We start from the raw sequence: 17373 nt of genomic DNA, 5'->3' as shown, positions 1-17373 counted from the left end.
CCCCCGCTGTCTGGGCGCAAAGCAGCCGAAAGGCGTGCATTTGCAAGGCCGCGCTTGCCCGCAATAAAATTGCCTGCCAGCCTCGCATCACGATTGCGTTATGTAACGAGGGAGTTTCCGATGCTGAAGTCAATGAAATTTGCCGCCCTTGCGGTTGCCGGGGCCGCCGCGCTCAGCGCCTGCGCCCAGCAGGAAGAGGAAGTGGTCTATAGCAGCCCGGAAGAGGCCTATTGCGTGCAGACCGGCGGCAGCTACGTGCTGCGCAGCGGCAAGGCCGGCACCATCGGCGTCTGCATCCTGCCGGACGGCCAGGAACGCGATGCGCTGGCCTATTACCGGGAGAACAACCCGGCCTGAGCCGGACCGGCGTCTGCCCGCATCAAAAAAGCCGCTGCAGATCTGCAGCGGCTTCTTCAATCGGATAGCTTTGACAGCGTTCCGGATCAGCCGTCCAGGCTGTCCAGATAGGCGATGAGGTTCACCCGGTCTTTTTGCTTTTTCAAGCCGGAGAACGACATGGTGGTGCCCGACGCATAGGCCGACGGCTTGGTCAGGAAGGCGTCCAGCGCCTCCGCGGTCCAGCTGCCGTCCAGGCCGGTCAGGGCGCCGGAATAACCAAAGCCCGGTGCGGTCGCGATGTCGCGGCCGACAACGCCATAAAGATACGGGCCGGTCGAGTTGGCGCCGTCTTCCAGCTTGTGGCAAGCGGAGCACTTCTTGAAGACTTTGGCACCTTTGGCAACATCGGCGGAGGCCATCAGCTCTTCAAAGCTGACTTCCGGCTCGTCGCTGGCTGCGGCATCGGCCGAGGCGACTTCGATCACATAGGACGCCTCACCGTGGCTGTCCATGTGATACAGTGCTTCTGCGCCCCATTTGCCCAGAAGGAGAACCAGGAACGCGCCGCAGACGCCTGCGGTCGCTTTGGTGAGGGTCATCGTGTCAAACATGATCGCGAGTCCATTTAGCTGTCTGCGGGGGTGTCTAAGGCTTCCCCTTCAAAGTGGCAAGGTATAGACAGCGCGACGAAACGCCCAATTCTTGAAGTTTTGCACGGGGAACACACCCATGAGCCGCAAAATCGCCATTCAGGGGGAGCTTGGCTCCTACAGCCACGAAGCCTGCCGCAGCGCCCGGCGCGAACTGGAGGTGCTGCCGTGCCGCACCTTCGAGGACGCCATTGAAGCGGTCAAAAGCGGCGCTGCCGATCAGGCGATGCTGCCGGTGGAGAACTCAACCTATGGCCGGGTGGCAGACATCCACCGGCTCTTGCCGCACAGCGGGCTGCACATCATCGACGAGGCCTTTGTGCGGGTGCATATCAATGTGCTGGGGGTGCCGGGCGCCAGTCTGGAAGACATCCGCGAGGCGAAATCGCATCTGGTGCTGCTGCCGCAATGCGGGACATTTCTGCGCGAACACGGCATCACCGGCCGGGTCAGCCCCGACAACGCCCGCGCGGCGCGGGATGTGGCCGAGGCCGGCAACAAACACGTGGCGGCGCTGGCCAGCGAGCTGGCGGGCGAGATCTACGGGCTGGACGTGCTGGCCCGCCACATCGAGGACAATGGCGACAACACCACCCGTTTTGTGATCATGTCGCCGGAGCCGGACTACCGCCGCCGCGGCGCCCACAGCATGATCACCAGTTTTGTCTTTCAGGTCCGCAATATCCCCGCCGCGCTGTATAAGGCGATGGGCGGATTTGCCACCAATGGCATCAACATGACCAAACTGGAAAGCTATATGGTGGACGGATCCTTTACCGCCACGCAGTTTTATGCGGATATCGAAGGCCACCCGGAAGATCCCAATGTGCAGCTGGCAATGGATGAGCTGAGCTATTTCACCACCAATGTGGAAATCCTCGGCGTCTACCCGGCCGACAACGGCCGCTATTGAGGCGCCGGCTTCCGGCCCGGAGAAACCGTTTTTTTTCGGGCCGTTTTCATTGCCTGAAACGGCACCCTCGATCAATCTGCGCGGGGAGTGAAGTGAGAGGCTGGACATCGACCCAAGCGGGGCTCGTTGTGGCTGCTTCCTTCCGGACCTGACCAGGTTGGCGAGGCGCCTGCCCGCGCCAACCTCTCGAATCCCGATATAAGCGCCGCCGCCGGGAATGGCAAGTGCCCGGGCTGTCCGGTCTCCGGCGTTTTAAAGCCGCAGTTCCAGTTCCAGAAAGCCGCCGCTGCTGTGGCCGCATGGCGTCGCCAGCCCGGCAGGCAGTTCCTCGAGGTATCCGGCGGCCCCCGGTCCGGTCACCGCAACCGCGCTGGTGCCCGGCATCGGCGCCAGCTGCCAGGGATAAGGCGCCTCTGCCAGCGGATCAGCGGGCAGCCGCCCGGCGATGTAATCGCGGATTGCCTCGTGGATCCGGATCGGCGGCAGCGGCAGTTCTTCGGCCTTCCGCAGCATTGCGAAACTGCCGCCGCCGCAGACCCGGTAGCTGTTGACCGCAACCGCAAAACGCTGGCCGGGTTCCACCGGCCGGCCGTTCCAGCACAGCTTCCGGATCCGCCGGGCATCGGGGTTGATCCTCACCCCCGCGGCCGAGAACCGGGGCGGCTGCGCCGGGTCGATCTGATAGCTCAGCCCGAAGATCACATCGAAATTATGCCCTGCCCGCTGCGGGTCGGCCAGCATCTGCCCGGAACTGCCCGGCGCGATCTGGCTGAACAGCCCTGCCGACATTTCCAGCCAGTCCAGAAGCTGCGCGCCGGTCACCGCGACCACCCGCAATTCGTTGTGGAAGACCTGCAGATCCGCAATATTGCGGACACAGAGATCCCCGGCCGCAATGTCGGTATAAAAATGCGGCCCGGACCGGCCGCCGAACTTGCTGGGTGCGACAGCCGACAGCAACGGCAGGCTTTCTGCGCCGGCGCTGTCAAGCATCGACCGCACCGCGGCGGCCTGGGCGCTGCCGACCAGCGCCAGGCCGCGGTCCGGCGCGAAAAAGGTGAAATAGGAATGCATCGCCACCGGGCTGAAGCCCGCCGGCTGGCGCATCCGCTGCAAGGTGCGTGCGTGGTCTTCTGCCAGCGCGCCCGCAAAATCAGGGTCCTCCGGCACCAGCGGCTGGGCTGCGCCGGTCTGCCGGTGGCGGCCCACCGGCTGCAGGCTGGCGGTGCCGCCGCCGGGCCGCCAGACCCCGCAGCGATGCTCCAGCTCCAGCCGCAGAACCCCCAGATGCGAGCCATGCGCCCCCGGCATCACGACGGGTTTGGCAAAGGGATGCGCCGGATCCGGCAGCGTCAGATGGGTGTGGCCGCCCACAACGGCGTCAATTTCCGGCAAGGCCGCAAGCCGCTCCAGTTCATTTTCGCCGCAGCCCGCACCGGTCTTGCTGCCAAGGCCGGTATGGGCCAGCGCCAGCACCAGGTCGCAGCCCTGCGCCTTCAGCCGGCCGGCCTGGGCCGCGGCGGTTTCCACGATGCCGCCTGCAGCCAATTGTGCCTGCAGGGCCTCGCCGCACCAGATCAAAGTCTGCGGCGGCAGCACCGAAAACAGCCCGATCCGGACCGGCGGCAGCCCGGGCTGCCCCGGGATCTTGCGTTCCAGCACCGCCGAGGGCGCAAACGGCAGCCGCAGGTCCGGCTGCCGCGCCGTCAGGCTGGCGCAGAGCACCGGGCATGTCACGTCTTTCAGAACGCGTGCCAGCGCCGCCAGGCCGGAATCGAAGTCATGATTGCCAAGACCGACTGCATCATATTTCAAAAACCGGAAGGCGCGCGCCATTGGATGCGGGCCCTTGGCGCCCGGCATGATGTCCCCCAGCGGCGCCCCCTGAAAGCCATCGCCGTTATCGACCAGAAGGCAGGCCGCGCCCAGGCGGGCGGCCTCTGCGCGGGCTCGGCGGATCAAGGTGGCCGCGCGGGACAGGCTGATGGCCCCGCCGGGACGGTCGGCATAATAATCATGGCTCAGCAGATTGCAGTGCAGGTCCGTCGTGGCAAGCACGTGCAGCTGCCCGGTGACCGTCCGGGTTTGCGAGGCCCGCGCCCCGCTTGTCATGTGCGAAATTCCGTTGCCACTGCCTGCCGCCGCTCCTGCCCGCACCATTCGGCGCCGTTCTTGTTTTGCGGCTATTTGAATCAGCGTATTAACGATTTGCAAGGAACCCTTTCGGCTGCCTGTGATTTTTTCCCGCCGCCGGTGCGTCAACAGCGCGGGCGCCCCCGACCTGTGGCGGAAAAGCCGCAATTCCTGCCCGGCAGGTGTGGCGGCGCAGCGACAGGCAAGCGCGGATCACTGGCAATTGCTGGCAACGCCTGCGGCACGCTGTCATGGATGGCGGTATCTCAGCCCTTGACCGCAGGGCAGCCGCCGCCAGCCAAAGGAGAGACGCAATGAAACACGCAGAACAAGTGACCTTCGGCCGCGGCGGGCTGGAGCGGGCGGCGCATTTGCGCACCGACAGCGCTGCCCTGGAAACCGCCTGGAACAGCCCGGAGGCCCAGGTGCTGCTGATGTGGCGCGGCAAGCCGCTGACCCTCCGCATCGCCGAGGACGGCCTGCCCTGCGGGCTGGGCTGGACCGCTCCGGCGCACCCGCTGGCCGCCAGCCGCCAGGACGCGGCGATTTTCCTTGGTCTGGCCCCCGGCGGCGCGCCGTGTTTTGCCTGCGATATCAGTGACTGGCAGCCCCAGGACCTGGACAGCGGGGCCCTGAGCGGTTTTGCCGATGCCAGCGAGCAGCAGCACCCCGATCTGGCCGCGTCCCACGTCTTTGCCGAACTGCGCCGGGTCATGACCCGGCTAACGCCGCTGGAGGCGGAACTGGCGGCCACCGCCAAGGCGCTGCTGGCCTGGCACCGCAGCCACCGGTTCTGCGCAGCCTGCGGCGCCCCCAGCAGCATGGCGCAGGCGGGCTGGCAGCGGATCTGCCCCGCTTGCAAGACACCGCATTTCCCGCGCACTGACCCGGTGGTGATCATGCTGATCACCCATGGTGATGCGGTGCTGATGGGCCGCTCTCCCGGCTGGCCTGAGGGGATGTATTCGCTGCTGGCGGGATTTGTCGAACCGGGCGAGACGCTGGAGGCAGCGGTGCGCCGCGAGACCTTTGAGGAAACCGGCGTGCAGGTCGGGCCGGTCAGCTATCTGTCCAGCCAGCCCTGGGCCTTTCCGATGTCGCTGATGTTCGGCTGCGCGGGCGAGGCGCTGAGCACGAAGATCACCATCGACCCCGGTGAAATCGAAGACGCGCTGTGGGTCAGCCGCCAGGACATGATGACGGTCTTTGCAGGCGATCACCCGGTGCTGAAACCCTCGCGGGAAGGAGCAATTGCGCATTTTCTGCTTAAGAACTGGCTTGCGGACACGCTGGACTAGAGCGCATATTGCGGCAAACAGCGCGGCAGCACAGCGGCGCAGCTGAGGCAGGCAAGCATGGAATTTCAGAGCAAAGAAGATATCGAAGCCCCGATTGCCGAAGTCTTTGGCGCGATCTCCGATTTTGACCTGCTGGAACGCTCGGCCCTGCGGCGCGGCATCGACGTGCAGCGGACCGGCGATACCGCCCGTCCGGAGAACGGCCTGGCCTGGGATATCGGCTTCCGGTTCCGCGGCAAGCAGCGCGACATCCGGCTGACGCTGGCGTCTTATGCGCCGGCTGCCGGGCTGGCGCTGACCGGCAGCGGCAGCGGCCTGGACGGCCGCCTGGAGGTCGAGCTGCTGGCGCTGTCGCCGCGGCGGACCCGGATGTCGGCGCAGCTGAAACTTGCCCCCACCACCCTGACCGGCCGGCTGCTGGTGCAATCGCTGAAACTGGCCCGCAGCAATCTCACCCGCCGGTTCAAGCTGCGGCTGGCCGATTATGCGAGGATCACCGAGGAACGGCTGAACCGCACCGCCTGACCCTATCGCCTGCCCCCATCGTCAAGAGCGGAGCGCGCGCTATTGCGGCGGCAGCAGCCGCGGCCACAGGGCGGCATTGTCGCGGGCAAAGGCGCCCAGATGGCCGATCTTCTTCACACCAGCCTCCCGCGGCACCAGCACCGTCCGGCGCTGCGGCACATTGCCAAAGACCTCCCCCAGGCGCCAAACCGCCGCCGGCGGCACGACATCATCATCCGCCATTGCAAACAGATCCACCGGCACGCCGCTGTTTGCCCATTCGGGCAGCGGCAAGGCCGCGCCGGTTTCCGGCAGGTAGCTGCCCGGCGTGGTGCACCAGCGCCGCCACTGCCAGTAAACCCCGGCGGGCAAATCGGCCCCGAACCCCACCGCGCGCCCGGGCAGATAGCCCAAAGCACGGACCAATGGCGGCACATGGCCGAACCAGAAAGCCAGCGCCAGCGCGCGGTAGGGCCAGGGATGATCGTGGTGATGCACCAAGCCGCCCGCAACCACGATCATGCGGGCGACGTCCTTCAAGCCATCCTGCAGGGGCATCAGCATCGCCCCGAGCGAATGGCCGATCACCCACAACGGCACGCCCGCATAGTGCCGTTGCAGTTCGGCCCGGGCAGCTGGCTGATCTTCCAGCGCCCATTGGGCCATTGTCGCACCGGAATGGCGCGGATGGCCCCGCGCCGAGTCTCCGAAATCCCGGTAGTCATAGGTCAGGCAGGCCACCTGCTGCCTGGCTGCCAGCCAGCGCGCGAAATGCCGGTAATAGCGCTGCGGCACCCCGGTTGCGCCATTCAGCACCACTGCGGCCCGCGCCTGCCCCGCCGGATGGTACAGCCGCCCGGCCAGCTCTGCGCCGGCCGCGGGAAACCGCAGCTCTTCTTCCCGGATGCCCGCGGCATGATCTGCGTTTCTGTCCAGCACGGCGACCTCCTAGACCAATCGGTCCACTCCACCTCTGGACCAATCGGTCCAATGCTGTCAAGCTGTTGTCATGACTGACGTGACGACACCCCCTGCCAACCCGGACAGCCCGCCCCCCACCCGCGAGCGGCTGATCCGCGCCGCGGCAGCCCTGTTCCGCAACAAGGGCTACAGCGGCACCGGGCTGGCGGAACTGCTGGCAGAGGCCGGGGCGCCCAAAGGCTCGCTCTACCACCATTTTCCCAATGGCAAATCCGACCTTGCCCTGGCCGCAGCGGATTGGGCGTCAGCGCAGATGCTGCTGCTGATCGAGGCGTCATTCACGCCGGCGCCAACCTTTAGGGAGGGGGCCAAGACGGTCTGTTACAAACTGGCCAAGCTGTTTGACCAGCAAGGCAAATGGAGCGGCTGCCCGGTCTCTGCCACCCTGTTCGAAGGGCCGGAGAACGAGGCGTTCCACCAGCATGCCGCGCATCTGTTCGAGGGCTGGATAACTGAGACCGCCCGCCACGCCCGCCGCCTCGGCCTGCCCGCGGCTGAGGCCCGCGCGGCGGCGGAAAACTTCTATATCCTGCTGCAGGGCGGCTGGCAGCTGGCCCGGGTGCGGCGGGAGTCGGATGTGATCCGGGGGCTGTATTTGCAGCTGCAGAAAAACGATTGACGACTCGCGGAAGAAACCGCTACCGCTTGTGGCGATGGTTCCCGTGCCACAGAAGCTTGTGTCCGGGATGAAAAGGGAACACGGTGCGGCCTGCGCAGAAACAGGCCAATTCCGCGGCTGCCCCCGCAACTGTAAGCGGCGAGCGACCCCGATAGAGCCACTGGCCCGACAAGAGGCCGGGAAGGATCGGGAAAGCGACGACCCGCAAGTCAGGAGACCTGCCATCAGACGTGTAACTCGAACCCGGGCGGGGTGTCCGGACAGGGTCTGATGGCTGCGGCGGCTGTGAGCCGTCTTTCATCCGGTCTCTTGTCCCCAAAACCCCCGTGCCACGCGCGGAGGGCGCAGATATGATGTGGACCGACCAGACGCATTTCTATGCGGCAACAGATTGCAAGTATTTGGGGCGCCCCTGCCCCGCAGCGGAGCGGATGATCGCCAAGCTGGCCGAGGCGATGTCCAGGGCCAAGCCGCTGACCCAGGAGGATTTCGAAATTACCGGCACCACCACGCTGGACGGCTGCCCGCGCAGCTGCCCGGCGCAATTTGCCGCCAGCCATGACCGGATCCGGCTGTATTGCGGCGTCGGGGAAGAGGCGCCGCGCGAGGGGCTGGACCGCTTCGCCGATGCCATCCTCAGCCGTAACGGCACCGGCTTTGCCGCCTCCAAGCTGGACACCCGCCCCTGCGCGCTGATGGAGGCGCTGCCGAAAACCGCCGCGGCGCGGCAGGCGGAACAGATGCTGGCGCTGTGAAACCTAAGCTTTGAGGGCAGCGCCTGACCCTGTGCCGAAGGCAAGCCAGCGGATTGACGGAAGCGGCGGGTGCTGCCCGGCTTGTCGGCCGGGTGAAAGGCTATGCGGTCTAGCCTGCCGCCTGCCCCGCGCAGGCCCAATCCAGCTGCTCATCCGTCTCCACCGCGCAGGGCCGCACCGCCCGCAGCCGGGCCAGCGCCTGCGCCGGATCCTCGCCGCATTCGATCATCAGCCGCAGCACCGCCATGCCGGACCGCCCGCAGCCGCCCCGGCAATGCACCAGCACCCGGCCGCCGCCCGCCAAAGCCTGCCGTGCGGACGCGCTGGCGGCTGGCCATTTCGCTTCCACGCCCGGCGGCGGCGCTTGAAAATCCGGCACCGGCAAATGCAGCCAGCGGCAAGCCATGCTTTGAACATCAATCCCCAGCCGCGGCACGCCTGCGGCTGCGTGTTCGGCCTCGGTGGTCATCGAGATGACCAGCCCCGGTTTCCACTGATAGATCTGGATCAGGTCATTGCGGTAATCGCCGCCGCCGCCGGGCAGCGGGCATAACGCCAGAATACCGCCGCCTGCTGACAGCGCGTGGATGGTCAGGCCTGCCGGCGCCGCGCCGTCCTGCGCCGCAGGTCCCGGAATGTCTCCAGATCGCATACCGCCTCCTTAGCCGTTGCGTTCCTGCATTCCCCCCCGCAGTCCCCTGCCGCCGCAGCCTAACGGCTTAGCGGGCAATCCCAAAGCCCTTTTGCTGTCCCGGGACAGCCCCATCGGCGGTGGACGAACGGGCTGCGCTTCAATACCCTGCGCGGAACGCGGACGCCCCGCATCCCGAATCCGGCACGAGACATCATGAACGATACCCCCAGCGGCACCCCCGGCGCATCCGGCCACTCCAAATACCAGGTTCTGGCCCGCAAATACCGGCCCGAGACCTTTGCCGATCTGGTGGGCCAGGACGCCATGGTGCGGACGCTGAAAAACGCCTTTGCCGCCGACCGCATCGCCCAGGCCTTCATCATGACCGGCATCCGCGGCACCGGTAAGACCACCACCGCGCGGATTATCGCCAAGGGCATGAACTGTGTCGGCACCGATGGCCAGGGCGGCCCGACCACCGACCCTTGCGGCCAGTGCGAACATTGCACCGCGATCATGGAAGGCCGCCATGTCGACGTGATGGAGATGGACGCCGCCAGCCGCACCGGTGTGAATGATATTCGCGAGATCATCGACTCGGTGCAGTACCGCGCCGCCTCGGCCCGCTACAAGATCTACATCATCGACGAAGTCCACATGCTGTCGACCAGCGCCTTCAACGCGCTGTTGAAGACGCTGGAGGAACCGCCCGCACATGTGAAATTCATCTTCGCCACAACCGAGATCCGCAAGGTGCCGGTGACGGTGCTGTCGCGCTGCCAGCGGTTCGATTTGCGCCGGATCGAGCCGGAGGTGATGATTGCCCTGCTGCGCAAGATCGCCGGGGCTGAAAACGCTCAGATCGCCGAGGATGCACTTGCGCTGATCACCCGCGCGGCTGAGGGCTCGGCCCGCGATGCCACCTCGCTGCTGGACCAGGCGATTTCCCATGGCGCCGGCGAGACCACCGCCGATCAGGTCCGCGCCATGCTGGGCCTTGCCGACCGCGGCCGGGTGCTGGACCTGATGGACATGATCCTGCGCGGCGATGCGGCGGCGGCGCTGACCGAACTCAGCGGCCAGTACGCCGAGGGCGCCGACCCGCTGGCGGTGCTGCGCGATCTGGCCGAGATCACCCATTGGGTCTCGGTTGTGAAAATCACCCCCGACGCGGCCGAAGACCCCACTGTCAGCCCCGACGAGCGCGCCCGCGGTCAGGCAATGGCCGAACGGCTGCCAATGCGCGTCCTCACCCGCATGTGGCAGATGCTGCTGAAGGCACTGGAGGAAGTGGCCGCCGCCCCCAACGCGATGATGGCGGCTGAAATGGCGGTGATCCGCCTCACCCATGTGGCCGACCTGCCCTCACCCGAAGAACTGATCCGCAAGCTGCAGGACACCCCGCCGCCGCCCCCACCGCCGAATGGCCCCGGCGGCGGCGCACCGATGCAAGGCATGGGTGCGCCCGCTTTGGGGGGCGGCGGCGGCGCTCCTTCCGGTTACGGCGGCCAGAGCGGACCCGCTGGCGGCGCGCCGGCGGCGCAAGGCGGCTCCGGCCCTGTTGCGGCCCTGGCGCCGCAGGTCAGTTCCGCGCTGGCCCGTTATCCGTCCTTTGAACATGTGGTCGAGCTGATCCGCACCAACCGCGACGTGAAGCTGCTGGTCGAGGTTGAGGGCGGCGTGCGCCTGGTCTCCTACCAGCCGGGACGAATCGAATTCACTCCGTCCTCACAGGCACCGCGCGACCTGGCGGCCCGGCTTGGCTCGGCGCTGCAGAACTGGACCGGCGCGCGCTGGGTGGTCTCCATCGCACCGGACGGCGACGCAGCCACCATTGCCGAGCTCCGCGACGCCGCCGAGAACGCCCTGCGCGAGAAAGCCGCCGCGCATCCGCTGGTGCAGGCGGTGCTGGAAAGCTTCCCCAAAGCAAAGATCAAGCGTATCCGCACAGCGCAGGAGCTGGCTGCCGAAGTCGCCGCCGAAGCCCTGCCCGAGGTGGAAGACGAATGGGACCCGTTCGAGGACGGCTGAGCACCGCCGCAAACAAATTGCGTATGCGGCCATCTCCCTGCAGATTGTTCCAGCCCCCGGTTCAGCCGGCCAGGGCGGTGCCCGTCCCGGCGGGACTGGATGGGGGCAGAACAGGCGTTGCCCGGCCTTGCGGCCGGGCAGAAGGGTGCCATGTTCCCCGAATCCGGTGAACCTTCCCCCTTGTTTCACGTCCCCAGCCCCCGTATCTACGCTCCAAACCGGAATCTCAGGAGACTTCAGATGCTCAAAGGCCTCGGCGGTCTTGGCGACATGGCCAAGATGATGAAATCGGCACAGGAACTGCAGGGCAAGATGGCCCAGATGCAGGAAGAGCTGCACAATGTGATGGTGACGGGCGAGGCCGGTGCCGGCCTGGTCAAGGCCACAGCGTCCGCCAAGGGCGACCTCAAGGGCCTGGATATCGACCCGTCGATCTTCAATGGCGATGACAAGGAAGTGGTCGAGGACCTGATCCTGGCCGCCATCAAGGACGCCCAGGGCAAGGCCGCGGAAAAGGCGCAGGAAGAGATGACCAAGCTGACCGAAAGCATGGGCCTGCCCAAGGACATCAAGCTGCCGTTCTGATCCCGGACAGCCAACATTCAAAAGGCGGCCCGGCTGGAGCCGCCTTTTTCTTTGCTCGCCTCAAGCAGTCTCCAGCCGGAATTTCAGGAAACGTTGCCCCTCGTATTGCACCTCCCCGGTCTGCACCGCCCCCAGCCGCGCCAGCGGGCGCAAGTGGCGACGTGTCGGCGGCAGCAGGAAAGTCACATAAGGTATGCGCGGATCTTCACGGGCGAACGCCAACGCCTTGCAGGTAATGGCGGGACCAAGGCCAAAGCAGCCCACCCGCAGCACCAGCCCGAAATCCCACTCTCTCCCCTCCTTCTGAAATCCGCCCCAGCCGAGATATGCATCCCCGCGCAAGAAAGCCCAATGACCCAGGCCGTCGCGCTGCCAGCAGGTCTCCTTGGCGGCAACAAATTCCCTGGCCGCGGCCTCATCCCAGCTCCCGGTCAGCAACGGCATATGTTCCGCCATCCGCGGGTCGCGCATATGGCGGGCAATCTCCTGCGGCGGCACCTCTGTCAGCCGGGCAAACCGCAGAAGCCCAGAGCCGTTTTCCGTTTGCTCTGCCGCACCTGCCATCGCGATCCCTCCGCCGACCTTGCCAAGGCATACCCCCGGCTCGCGGAAAAACAAACCCCGAACATTTTTCGCGCGGCCCTTGCGCTCCGCTGTCCCGGGTGGCCTATATGGCAAAGAACCAAAAGGTCCGAGGCATGATCAGAAACTCCACCAGCGACATCGACGACCTGATTGCCCTGATGGCCAAGCTGCCGGGGCTGGGCCCGCGCTCTGCCCGCCGCGCGGTGCTGCATCTGATCCGCAAGCGGGCGCTGCTGCTGACGCCCCTGGCCGATGTGATGACCGAAGTCGCCGCCACCGCGCGCGAGTGCCTCAACTGCGGCAACATCGGCACCAGCGAGATCTGCCCGCTTTGCACCGATCCGGAGCGCGCCAACGGCGAGCTGTGCGTGGTCGAGGATGTGGCCGACCTCTGGGCGATGGAGCGGGCGTTGGTGTTCAAGGGCCGCTATCATGTGCTGGGCGGCACCTTGTCGGCGCTGGACGCGGTGGGGCCGGAAGATCTGCGCATTCCCCGGCTTGTCGACCGGGTGGCAACCGAAGGTGTCAGCGAAGTGATCCTGGCGCTCAACGCCACCATCGACGGCCAGACCACCGCGCATTACATCGCCGATCAGCTGCAGGGGCAGGTCAGGCTGACCTCGCTGGCCCAGGGCGTGCCGATCGGCGGTGAGCTGGACTATCTGGATGACGGCACCATCTCGGCAGCCCTCAGGGCGCGGAAGGAAATCTGACGGCGCGTCCGGGCGCCGAAAATTCTTCAAAGAATTTTGGCTGGAAAATTCGAGTTTTCCGGAGCCGCGCCCTGGCGATCAGATCCCCCGGCCCCGCCAGAACCGACCCCGCAGGCGCGTCCAGCCCTTTGGACAGGCAGACCGAGACCGTATCCATCAACCCGGCCAGCCCTGCCGCGGCACAGCCCAGCGCCACCGTGGCATTGAACAGCCGCGCCCCCTCCAGATGCGCCGCCAGCCCGGCGCCGCGCCCCGGCGACCGCGCCGGGGTCCAGCGCACCATCATCCCTCACCGGCACCGGGTACAGCCAATGCCCCCAGAATTGAGGCGCCTGCCGCCTCGCGCGGCTCCTCGACATAGCGGTCATCGGCGCGCAGCCAGTAGCGGCCCGAAAGATCATTGGCGCTCCATTCGGTCTGCCCGGGGCGCCGGGTCAGCGGCAGCGCGGCAAAGCCCTGGTCCTGCCAGCCGCCCATGAAAGCCTCGCACTTCAGGCACTCCTCCAGCGCCGCAAGATCCCGCCCGCCTCTGCCCTCCTGTGCTTCGAGGCCGCCGCCCGCTCCGGCAGCTTTGCCCAGGGCGCCCGGGAGATGAACCTGTCGCAAAGCGCCTTCAGCCGCCAGATCCAGAGCCTGGAGGCGCTGACCGGCCAAACCCTGTTCAAGCGCGAACGCCATCGGGTGCAGCTCAGCGGTGCCGGACGGATGCTGCTGGAGGAACTGGCACCGCAACTGGAAGCGCTGGAGGCCACCTTCTACCGCCTGCGCACACGGGACAATCCTTCCGGCGCGCTGAATATCGGCACCTGTCCGACGCTGGTCAGCCGCGGCTGACCGTCAATACCATCACCTATCGAAACACTGCCCAGGTGGATCCCAGCCTGGTGGATCTGGCCATCGTGCAGGGCGATCCGCCCTGGCCGGGCTTTCGCGCGGACCTGCTGATGCCGGAAACGCTGATTGCCGTTGCCGCTCCCGGCCTGCTGGCGCTGCTGGTGCGCCGCGAGCTGGCCGAGGGCACGCTGATCCAGGCCCATCCCCACCGCTGCACACCCGTCAGCGCCTATTGCCTGCTTGCACCGCAGGCCAAGGCAGGCACCAGCCGGATCGAACGGGTCCGCGACTGGCTGCTGGGTGACGCCAGCCCCCGCAGGGCCGGCTGACCGGCTTTTGTCCGCAGTAATATGTAACGTTCCTGCCGGGCGCCCCCCGCCGCGCGCCCGCGCGGCGCCGGGCCCAAGGCTGCCAAGGAGCCCCGTCAGGGGCACCTGCGGGCGCGGGAGCCTTCCGCCGGCTCCAATGCCCCCGGCCTCAGGTGAAAACCGCCCTGTACAGCTTTTCCTTGGTGAACGGTTTGTCCAGCACCGGAACCTCGGACAGATCCGGAAACCCCGCCGCCACGGCGCTGATGGCAAAGCCGCTCATCATCACCGCCTTCAGCCCGGGCTGGATCTTGCGCAGGCCTGCCAGGGTCTCCCAGCCGCCGCGCCCCGGCATGCTCATGTCGATCACCGCGCCATCAAGCGGCCCTGCCGCCTGCAGCTGCGCCAGCGCCGCCTCATAGCCATCGGCCTGCAGCACTTTGCAGCCGCGCAGCTGCAAGAGCCCGGCCACAGCCCGGCGCACGGTGTCCTCGTCATCCACCACCAGAACCTGCCGCACCGCCAGGCGGCGTTCCCGCACCGGCACAGCTGCCGCTGCTGCCGGTTCCGCGGCGCAGGCCGGAAAATAGAAGCGGAAGGCACTGCCCCCGCCCTCGCGGCTTTCCACCGCCAGGCCGCCCTGATGGCGGCTGATGATCCCCAGCGCCGCAGCCATGCCAAGCCCGCGCCCGCCGGGCTTGGTGGTAAAGAACGGGTCAAAGATCCGGGTCACGGTCTCGCGGCCCATGCCGCTGCCGGTATCGCGCACCTCCAGCAGCAGGCAGGTGCCGGCCGGCATGGTCCGCCCCTTCAGCAGTTTGCGCCGCTCTGCATCGCTCAGGCTGGTCCGCCGGGTGGTGACCGTGACAATGCCCGCGCCCGGCCCGATCGCTTCTGCCGCGTTGAACACCAGGTTCTGCAAAAGCTGGCTCACCTGCGACGGATCCATCCGGGCCGTCAGCGCCCCCTGTTCCAGGTCAAGCACCACCTGTTTGCCCATCATGCGCGCATCCGGCACCAGCGCCATGGCCTGTTGCACAATCGCGTTCAGATCACAGGCCCCCTGCTCCCGGCTGTCGCCGCCCTTGGCGTAGTTCAGCAGCTGCCGGACCAGCACCGCAGAGGCCTGCAACCCCTGTTCAACCTCCTGCAGATGCGCCGCTGCCGGATGCGCGGCATCCAGATGCGCCAGCGCCAGTTCGGCCCGGCCCTGCATCGAGGCCAGCAGGTTGTTGAAATCATGCGCGATGGTGCCCGCCAGCAATCCCAGGCTCTCGGTCTTGCGCTTGATCAGCAGCGCCTCTTCCGCCTGGTTGCGGCGCCTTTCAGCCTTGCGGCGGCGCAGCTCCAGCCCGATCCGCGCGGCAAAGGACGCGATCAGACCGCTCTCCTGCGTGCTCCGTCCGATTTCGCGGTCGTGCTGCAGCGCAAAGTGGCCGATCACCGTGCCCTCCGGATCGGTCAGCGCGATGCCCAGGTAAGAGTGCAGGTTCTGGCTGCGGTACTGCAGCTGCCCGGGAAACGCCTCCTGCAGCCCGTCCTGCACCAGGAATTTCTTCCGTTCCTTTAAAAACGCGCAAGGGGTGCCGTCATAGGGCACAACCCTGTCTTCCATACCGTCCATCTGCTGCCCGTCACAGCAGCAAGCCAGCACCCGGAAGCACTCCGGCCTGCCGCCGGGGCATTCCGCAATGAAGGCCGAGCGCACCTTGAACGCGCCCTGCAGCTGCCCGGCCAGCTGCCGGAAGGCCGTGCGCGGCGAGGTGCTGCCCGGCCCTTCGGCCAGCGCCGCCAGCGCGGCCAGAGTCTGCAATGCCGCGGCCTCCGCCCCAAGCCGGGGCGCGAAGTGCTGCATCTCGGCCACGATCTGCTGCGCCAGCGCGCCGTCGATTTCGTTCCGCCAGGCGGCCTGGATCAGGCCGATCGCCTCGCCATCGGCGTTTTTCAGGGCAACCCCGGCATAGCTTTGGAGGCCGTCCTCGCTGAACATCCTGTCATCCGGGTACAGCTCCTGCACCTGGCACAGGAATACATGCGGTTTGCCGCTCAGCACCACATCATGGCACGGCGTCCCGCGGCTTTCGTATTCGAAATCCCCCAGTTGCAGCCCGTCAAACCAGCTTGCCAGCACCTTGATGCGCTCGGTCTCCTTGACCTTCAGCTCACCCGCGGTCACCAGATCGGCCCCATAGGCCTGCGCCAGCTGATCGACAAATTCCTGGCAGAACTCCAGGCCGCTCAAACAGGCCAGTGTCTCCAGATCCAAGCGGCTGCCTTCCCCAAGCGCCGTGGCCCCTGCTGCGTCCATTGCTTGTACTCCTGCCATCCCTTTGCGGGCAGGCCTGCAAGACCGGACCGCTGGCAATACTCATTAACTCCCCGGTCTCTGCGCATGGGAAAAACGGCCCCGAAACAAAAGGCATATCCCGCACCCCGGTCTTTGCGGACAATCTGGAACACAACTGCCCGCAACATAATGCTGCGCAAAACGGAGACAAATAGTCAACATATTGTAACGTAGAGTGTAAATGTTAACAGAAAAAGCCGCAGATCCAGAGCACCGGATCTGCGGCTTTTTAAGTAGTTCCTGCACCCGGCCCTGCCGGGCCGCACCGGATCAGAAGCGGGAATCTTCGTCGTCGTCCTCGTCATCGCCGCCCGAGGGCAGGTTGAAGAAGCTGTCCGCGTCCGGGATTTCCTCTTCCTTTTTCTCGTCTTCACTGTTCAAGCCGCTGCCCAGAGTAAAGGTTTCCAGCCCCTCGATCGCGCTTGGGATCTTCGGCTCGGTGTCCATCTCCAGCGACTGTTCGGTCGAGACCAGCTTGCGCCGCTCATCATCGCTCATCACGCCGCCTTCGGCGGCTTTCTTGGCGGCGGCCTTCTGCACGACGGCATCCAGTTCGGACTGCCGGCACAGGCCCAGCGCCACCGGGTCGATCGGCTGCATGCTGGAGATGTTCCAATGGGTGCGCTCGCGGATCGACTGGATAGTCGGCTTGGTGGTGCCGACCAGCTTGGCGATCTGGCCATCGCTGAGCTCGGGGTGGAACTTGACCAGCCACAGGATCGAATTCGGACGGTCCTGGCGTTTGGACAGCGGGGTATAGCGCGGGCCGCGGCGCTTTTCCTCGCCGGCCGCCGCCGGGTTGAACTTCAGCTTCAGCTTGTGCAGCGGGTTGGCCTCTGCCTTGTCGATCTCGTCCTGGGTCAGCTGGTTGTTGGCCACCGGGTCGAACCCTTTGACGCCCACCGCCACTTCGCCGTCGGCGATGCCCTGGATCTCCAGCTCGTGCATGCCGACGAAATCGGCGATCTGCTTGAAGCTGATTGTGGTATTGTCCACCAGCCACACGGCGGTTGCCTTGGCCATCAACGGTTTTGCCATGCGCTCATCTCCTTAAAACACATCTTCCCCGCCGCCTGGATAAAGGCTGCCCCGCTTTCGGGGTCTGGTTTCCGTTGTCGGGGAACTTCAGGTCTATATAGTCGGC

General features: G+C 66.3%; 20 protein-coding genes, 1 other RNA gene and 1 riboswitch. Of the genes, 11 read left to right on the top strand and 10 right to left on the bottom strand.

Annotation, left to right across the window (positions count from 1 at the left end; genetic code table 11):
• Positions 1-120: 120 nt before the first annotated feature.
• Complete coding sequence (locus AC0KW6_RS07190) at positions 121-357, top strand: putative hemolysin (RefSeq protein ID WP_474034549.1); 237 nt, start codon at positions 121-123, stop codon at positions 355-357.
• 86 nt (positions 358-443) lie between these two features.
• Here the strand turns inward: AC0KW6_RS07190 and AC0KW6_RS07185 are convergent, their stop codons facing one another.
• Positions 444-950 carry a c-type cytochrome gene (locus AC0KW6_RS07185; protein ID WP_323781796.1) on the bottom strand — a complete coding sequence of 169 codons (507 nt, stop codon included), beginning with the start codon at positions 948-950 and terminating at the stop codon, positions 444-446.
• Positions 951-1068: 118 nt separating this feature from the next.
• Between AC0KW6_RS07185 and AC0KW6_RS07180 the strand changes: the two genes are divergently transcribed.
• Positions 1069-1902 (top strand): prephenate dehydratase, encoded by an 834-nt coding sequence (locus AC0KW6_RS07180; RefSeq protein WP_474034548.1) that lies wholly within the window; start codon positions 1069-1071, stop codon positions 1900-1902.
• 90 nt (positions 1903-1992) lie between these two features.
• On the opposite strand, the gene ffs is transcribed toward AC0KW6_RS07180, so the two are convergent.
• An RNA gene (ffs, locus tag AC0KW6_RS07175) (signal recognition particle sRNA small type) lies at positions 1993-2091 on the bottom strand.
• Positions 2092-2154: 63 nt separating this feature from the next.
• Entirely contained in the window at positions 2155-4014 is a 1860-nt protein-coding gene (locus AC0KW6_RS07170) for a 5'-nucleotidase C-terminal domain-containing protein (RefSeq protein WP_474034547.1), read from the bottom strand.
• Positions 4015-4349: 335 nt separating this feature from the next.
• Between AC0KW6_RS07170 and nudC the strand changes: the two genes are divergently transcribed.
• Positions 4350-5333, top strand: a complete 984-nt coding sequence (gene nudC, locus AC0KW6_RS07165) for an NAD(+) diphosphatase (RefSeq protein WP_323781787.1) — start codon at positions 4350-4352, stop codon at positions 5331-5333.
• 57 nt (positions 5334-5390) lie between these two features.
• Entirely contained in the window at positions 5391-5858 is a 468-nt protein-coding gene (locus tag AC0KW6_RS07160; RefSeq protein WP_323781784.1) for an SRPBCC family protein, read from the top strand.
• Positions 5859-5897: 39 nt separating this feature from the next.
• On the opposite strand, the gene AC0KW6_RS07155 is transcribed toward AC0KW6_RS07160, so the two are convergent.
• Positions 5898-6776 carry an alpha/beta hydrolase family protein gene (locus tag AC0KW6_RS07155; protein WP_323781781.1) on the bottom strand — a complete coding sequence of 293 codons (879 nt, stop codon included), beginning with the start codon at positions 6774-6776 and terminating at the stop codon, positions 5898-5900.
• 70 nt (positions 6777-6846) lie between these two features.
• Here AC0KW6_RS07155 and AC0KW6_RS07150 point away from each other — a divergent pair, with 70 nt between their 5' ends.
• On the top strand, positions 6847-7437 hold the full coding sequence (locus AC0KW6_RS07150) for a TetR/AcrR family transcriptional regulator (protein ID WP_474034546.1): 591 nt from the start codon (positions 6847-6849) through the stop codon (positions 7435-7437).
• 19 nt (positions 7438-7456) lie between these two features.
• Positions 7457-7677, top strand: a riboswitch (cobalamin riboswitch).
• Between the two features lie 110 nt (positions 7678-7787).
• On the top strand, positions 7788-8192 hold the full coding sequence (locus tag AC0KW6_RS07145) for a hypothetical protein (protein WP_323781775.1): 405 nt from the start codon (positions 7788-7790) through the stop codon (positions 8190-8192).
• Positions 8193-8301: 109 nt separating this feature from the next.
• On the opposite strand, the gene AC0KW6_RS07140 is transcribed toward AC0KW6_RS07145, so the two are convergent.
• Positions 8302-8844 (bottom strand): protein-tyrosine phosphatase family protein, encoded by a 543-nt coding sequence (locus tag AC0KW6_RS07140; RefSeq protein WP_474034545.1) that lies wholly within the window; start codon positions 8842-8844, stop codon positions 8302-8304.
• Positions 8845-9039: 195 nt separating this feature from the next.
• Here AC0KW6_RS07140 and AC0KW6_RS07135 point away from each other — a divergent pair, with 195 nt between their 5' ends.
• Both AC0KW6_RS07135 and AC0KW6_RS07130 read left to right on the top strand, forming a co-directional pair.
• Positions 9040-10857 carry a DNA polymerase III subunit gamma/tau gene (locus AC0KW6_RS07135; RefSeq protein ID WP_474034544.1) on the top strand — a complete coding sequence of 606 codons (1818 nt, stop codon included), beginning with the start codon at positions 9040-9042 and terminating at the stop codon, positions 10855-10857.
• Between the two features lie 240 nt (positions 10858-11097).
• Entirely contained in the window at positions 11098-11442 is a 345-nt protein-coding gene (locus tag AC0KW6_RS07130) for a YbaB/EbfC family nucleoid-associated protein (protein WP_323784035.1), read from the top strand.
• 60 nt (positions 11443-11502) lie between these two features.
• On the opposite strand, the gene AC0KW6_RS07125 is transcribed toward AC0KW6_RS07130, so the two are convergent.
• Entirely contained in the window at positions 11503-12006 is a 504-nt protein-coding gene (locus AC0KW6_RS07125) for a GNAT family N-acetyltransferase (protein ID WP_323784037.1), read from the bottom strand.
• Positions 12007-12140: 134 nt separating this feature from the next.
• On the opposite strand from AC0KW6_RS07125, the gene recR reads away from it, so the two are divergent.
• Positions 12141-12740 carry a recombination mediator RecR gene (recR, locus tag AC0KW6_RS07120; protein ID WP_323784040.1) on the top strand — a complete coding sequence of 200 codons (600 nt, stop codon included), beginning with the start codon at positions 12141-12143 and terminating at the stop codon, positions 12738-12740.
• On the opposite strand, the gene AC0KW6_RS07115 is transcribed toward recR, so the two are convergent.
• Entirely contained in the window at positions 12718-13026 is a 309-nt protein-coding gene (locus AC0KW6_RS07115) for a beta-eliminating lyase-related protein (RefSeq protein ID WP_474034543.1), read from the bottom strand. The two genes, recR and AC0KW6_RS07115, sit on opposite strands and share 23 nt — an antisense overlap.
• Positions 13023-13346 carry a hypothetical protein gene (locus AC0KW6_RS07110; protein ID WP_474034542.1) on the bottom strand — a complete coding sequence of 108 codons (324 nt, stop codon included), beginning with the start codon at positions 13344-13346 and terminating at the stop codon, positions 13023-13025. Before AC0KW6_RS07110 ends, AC0KW6_RS07115 begins: the two co-directional genes overlap by 4 nt.
• Here AC0KW6_RS07110 and AC0KW6_RS07105 point away from each other — a divergent pair.
• Together AC0KW6_RS07105 and AC0KW6_RS07100 are read left to right on the top strand one after the other, a co-directional pair.
• Entirely contained in the window at positions 13332-13574 is a 243-nt protein-coding gene (locus tag AC0KW6_RS07105; RefSeq protein WP_323784044.1) for a LysR family transcriptional regulator, read from the top strand. The two genes, AC0KW6_RS07110 and AC0KW6_RS07105, sit on opposite strands and share 15 nt — an antisense overlap.
• A gap of 35 nt (positions 13575-13609) precedes the next feature.
• On the top strand, positions 13610-13903 hold the full coding sequence (locus tag AC0KW6_RS07100; RefSeq protein WP_323784046.1) for a type 2 periplasmic-binding domain-containing protein: 294 nt from the start codon (positions 13610-13612) through the stop codon (positions 13901-13903).
• A 148-nt stretch (positions 13904-14051) separates the two neighbouring features.
• Here the strand turns inward: AC0KW6_RS07100 and AC0KW6_RS07095 are convergent, their stop codons facing one another.
• Positions 14052-16190, bottom strand: coding sequence for a sensor histidine kinase (locus AC0KW6_RS07095; protein ID WP_474034541.1), 2139 nt, complete (start codon positions 16188-16190; stop codon positions 14052-14054).
• A 309-nt stretch (positions 16191-16499) separates the two neighbouring features.
• Positions 16500-17267, bottom strand: a complete 768-nt coding sequence (locus AC0KW6_RS07090) for a DUF1013 domain-containing protein (RefSeq protein ID WP_323782690.1) — start codon at positions 17265-17267, stop codon at positions 16500-16502.
• Positions 17268-17373: the final 106 nt, after the last annotated feature.

This window comes from Leisingera sp. SA215, from assembly GCF_055902035.1.
This window is presented reverse-complemented; position numbering and strand designations above follow the sequence as displayed.

Coding starts and splice junctions, on each gene's coding strand:
- AC0KW6_RS07185 (WP_323781796.1), bottom strand. CDS start 950: ATGTTTGACACGATGACCCTCACCAAAGCGACCGCAGGCGTCTGCGGC.
- AC0KW6_RS07170 (WP_474034547.1), bottom strand. CDS start 4,014: ATGACAAGCGGGGCGCGGGCCTCGCAAACCCGGACGGTCACCGGGCAG.
- AC0KW6_RS07130 (WP_323784035.1), top strand. CDS start 11,098: ATGCTCAAAGGCCTCGGCGGTCTTGGCGACATGGCCAAGATGATGAAA.
- AC0KW6_RS07135 (WP_474034544.1), top strand. CDS start 9,040: ATGAACGATACCCCCAGCGGCACCCCCGGCGCATCCGGCCACTCCAAA.
- AC0KW6_RS07115 (WP_474034543.1), bottom strand. CDS start 13,026: ATGATGGTGCGCTGGACCCCGGCGCGGTCGCCGGGGCGCGGCGCCGGG.
- AC0KW6_RS07105 (WP_323784044.1), top strand. CDS start 13,332: ATGAACCTGTCGCAAAGCGCCTTCAGCCGCCAGATCCAGAGCCTGGAG.
- AC0KW6_RS07145 (WP_323781775.1), top strand. CDS start 7,788: ATGATGTGGACCGACCAGACGCATTTCTATGCGGCAACAGATTGCAAG.
- AC0KW6_RS07180 (WP_474034548.1), top strand. CDS start 1,069: ATGAGCCGCAAAATCGCCATTCAGGGGGAGCTTGGCTCCTACAGCCAC.
- AC0KW6_RS07095 (WP_474034541.1), bottom strand. CDS start 16,190: ATGGACGCAGCAGGGGCCACGGCGCTTGGGGAAGGCAGCCGCTTGGAT.
- AC0KW6_RS07140 (WP_474034545.1), bottom strand. CDS start 8,844: ATGCGATCTGGAGACATTCCGGGACCTGCGGCGCAGGACGGCGCGGCG.
- AC0KW6_RS07160 (WP_323781784.1), top strand. CDS start 5,391: ATGGAATTTCAGAGCAAAGAAGATATCGAAGCCCCGATTGCCGAAGTC.
- AC0KW6_RS07125 (WP_323784037.1), bottom strand. CDS start 12,006: ATGGCAGGTGCGGCAGAGCAAACGGAAAACGGCTCTGGGCTTCTGCGG.
- AC0KW6_RS07190 (WP_474034549.1), top strand. CDS start 121: ATGCTGAAGTCAATGAAATTTGCCGCCCTTGCGGTTGCCGGGGCCGCC.
- recR (WP_323784040.1), top strand. CDS start 12,141: ATGATCAGAAACTCCACCAGCGACATCGACGACCTGATTGCCCTGATG.
- AC0KW6_RS07150 (WP_474034546.1), top strand. CDS start 6,847: ATGACTGACGTGACGACACCCCCTGCCAACCCGGACAGCCCGCCCCCC.
- nudC (WP_323781787.1), top strand. CDS start 4,350: ATGAAACACGCAGAACAAGTGACCTTCGGCCGCGGCGGGCTGGAGCGG.
- AC0KW6_RS07090 (WP_323782690.1), bottom strand. CDS start 17,267: ATGGCAAAACCGTTGATGGCCAAGGCAACCGCCGTGTGGCTGGTGGAC.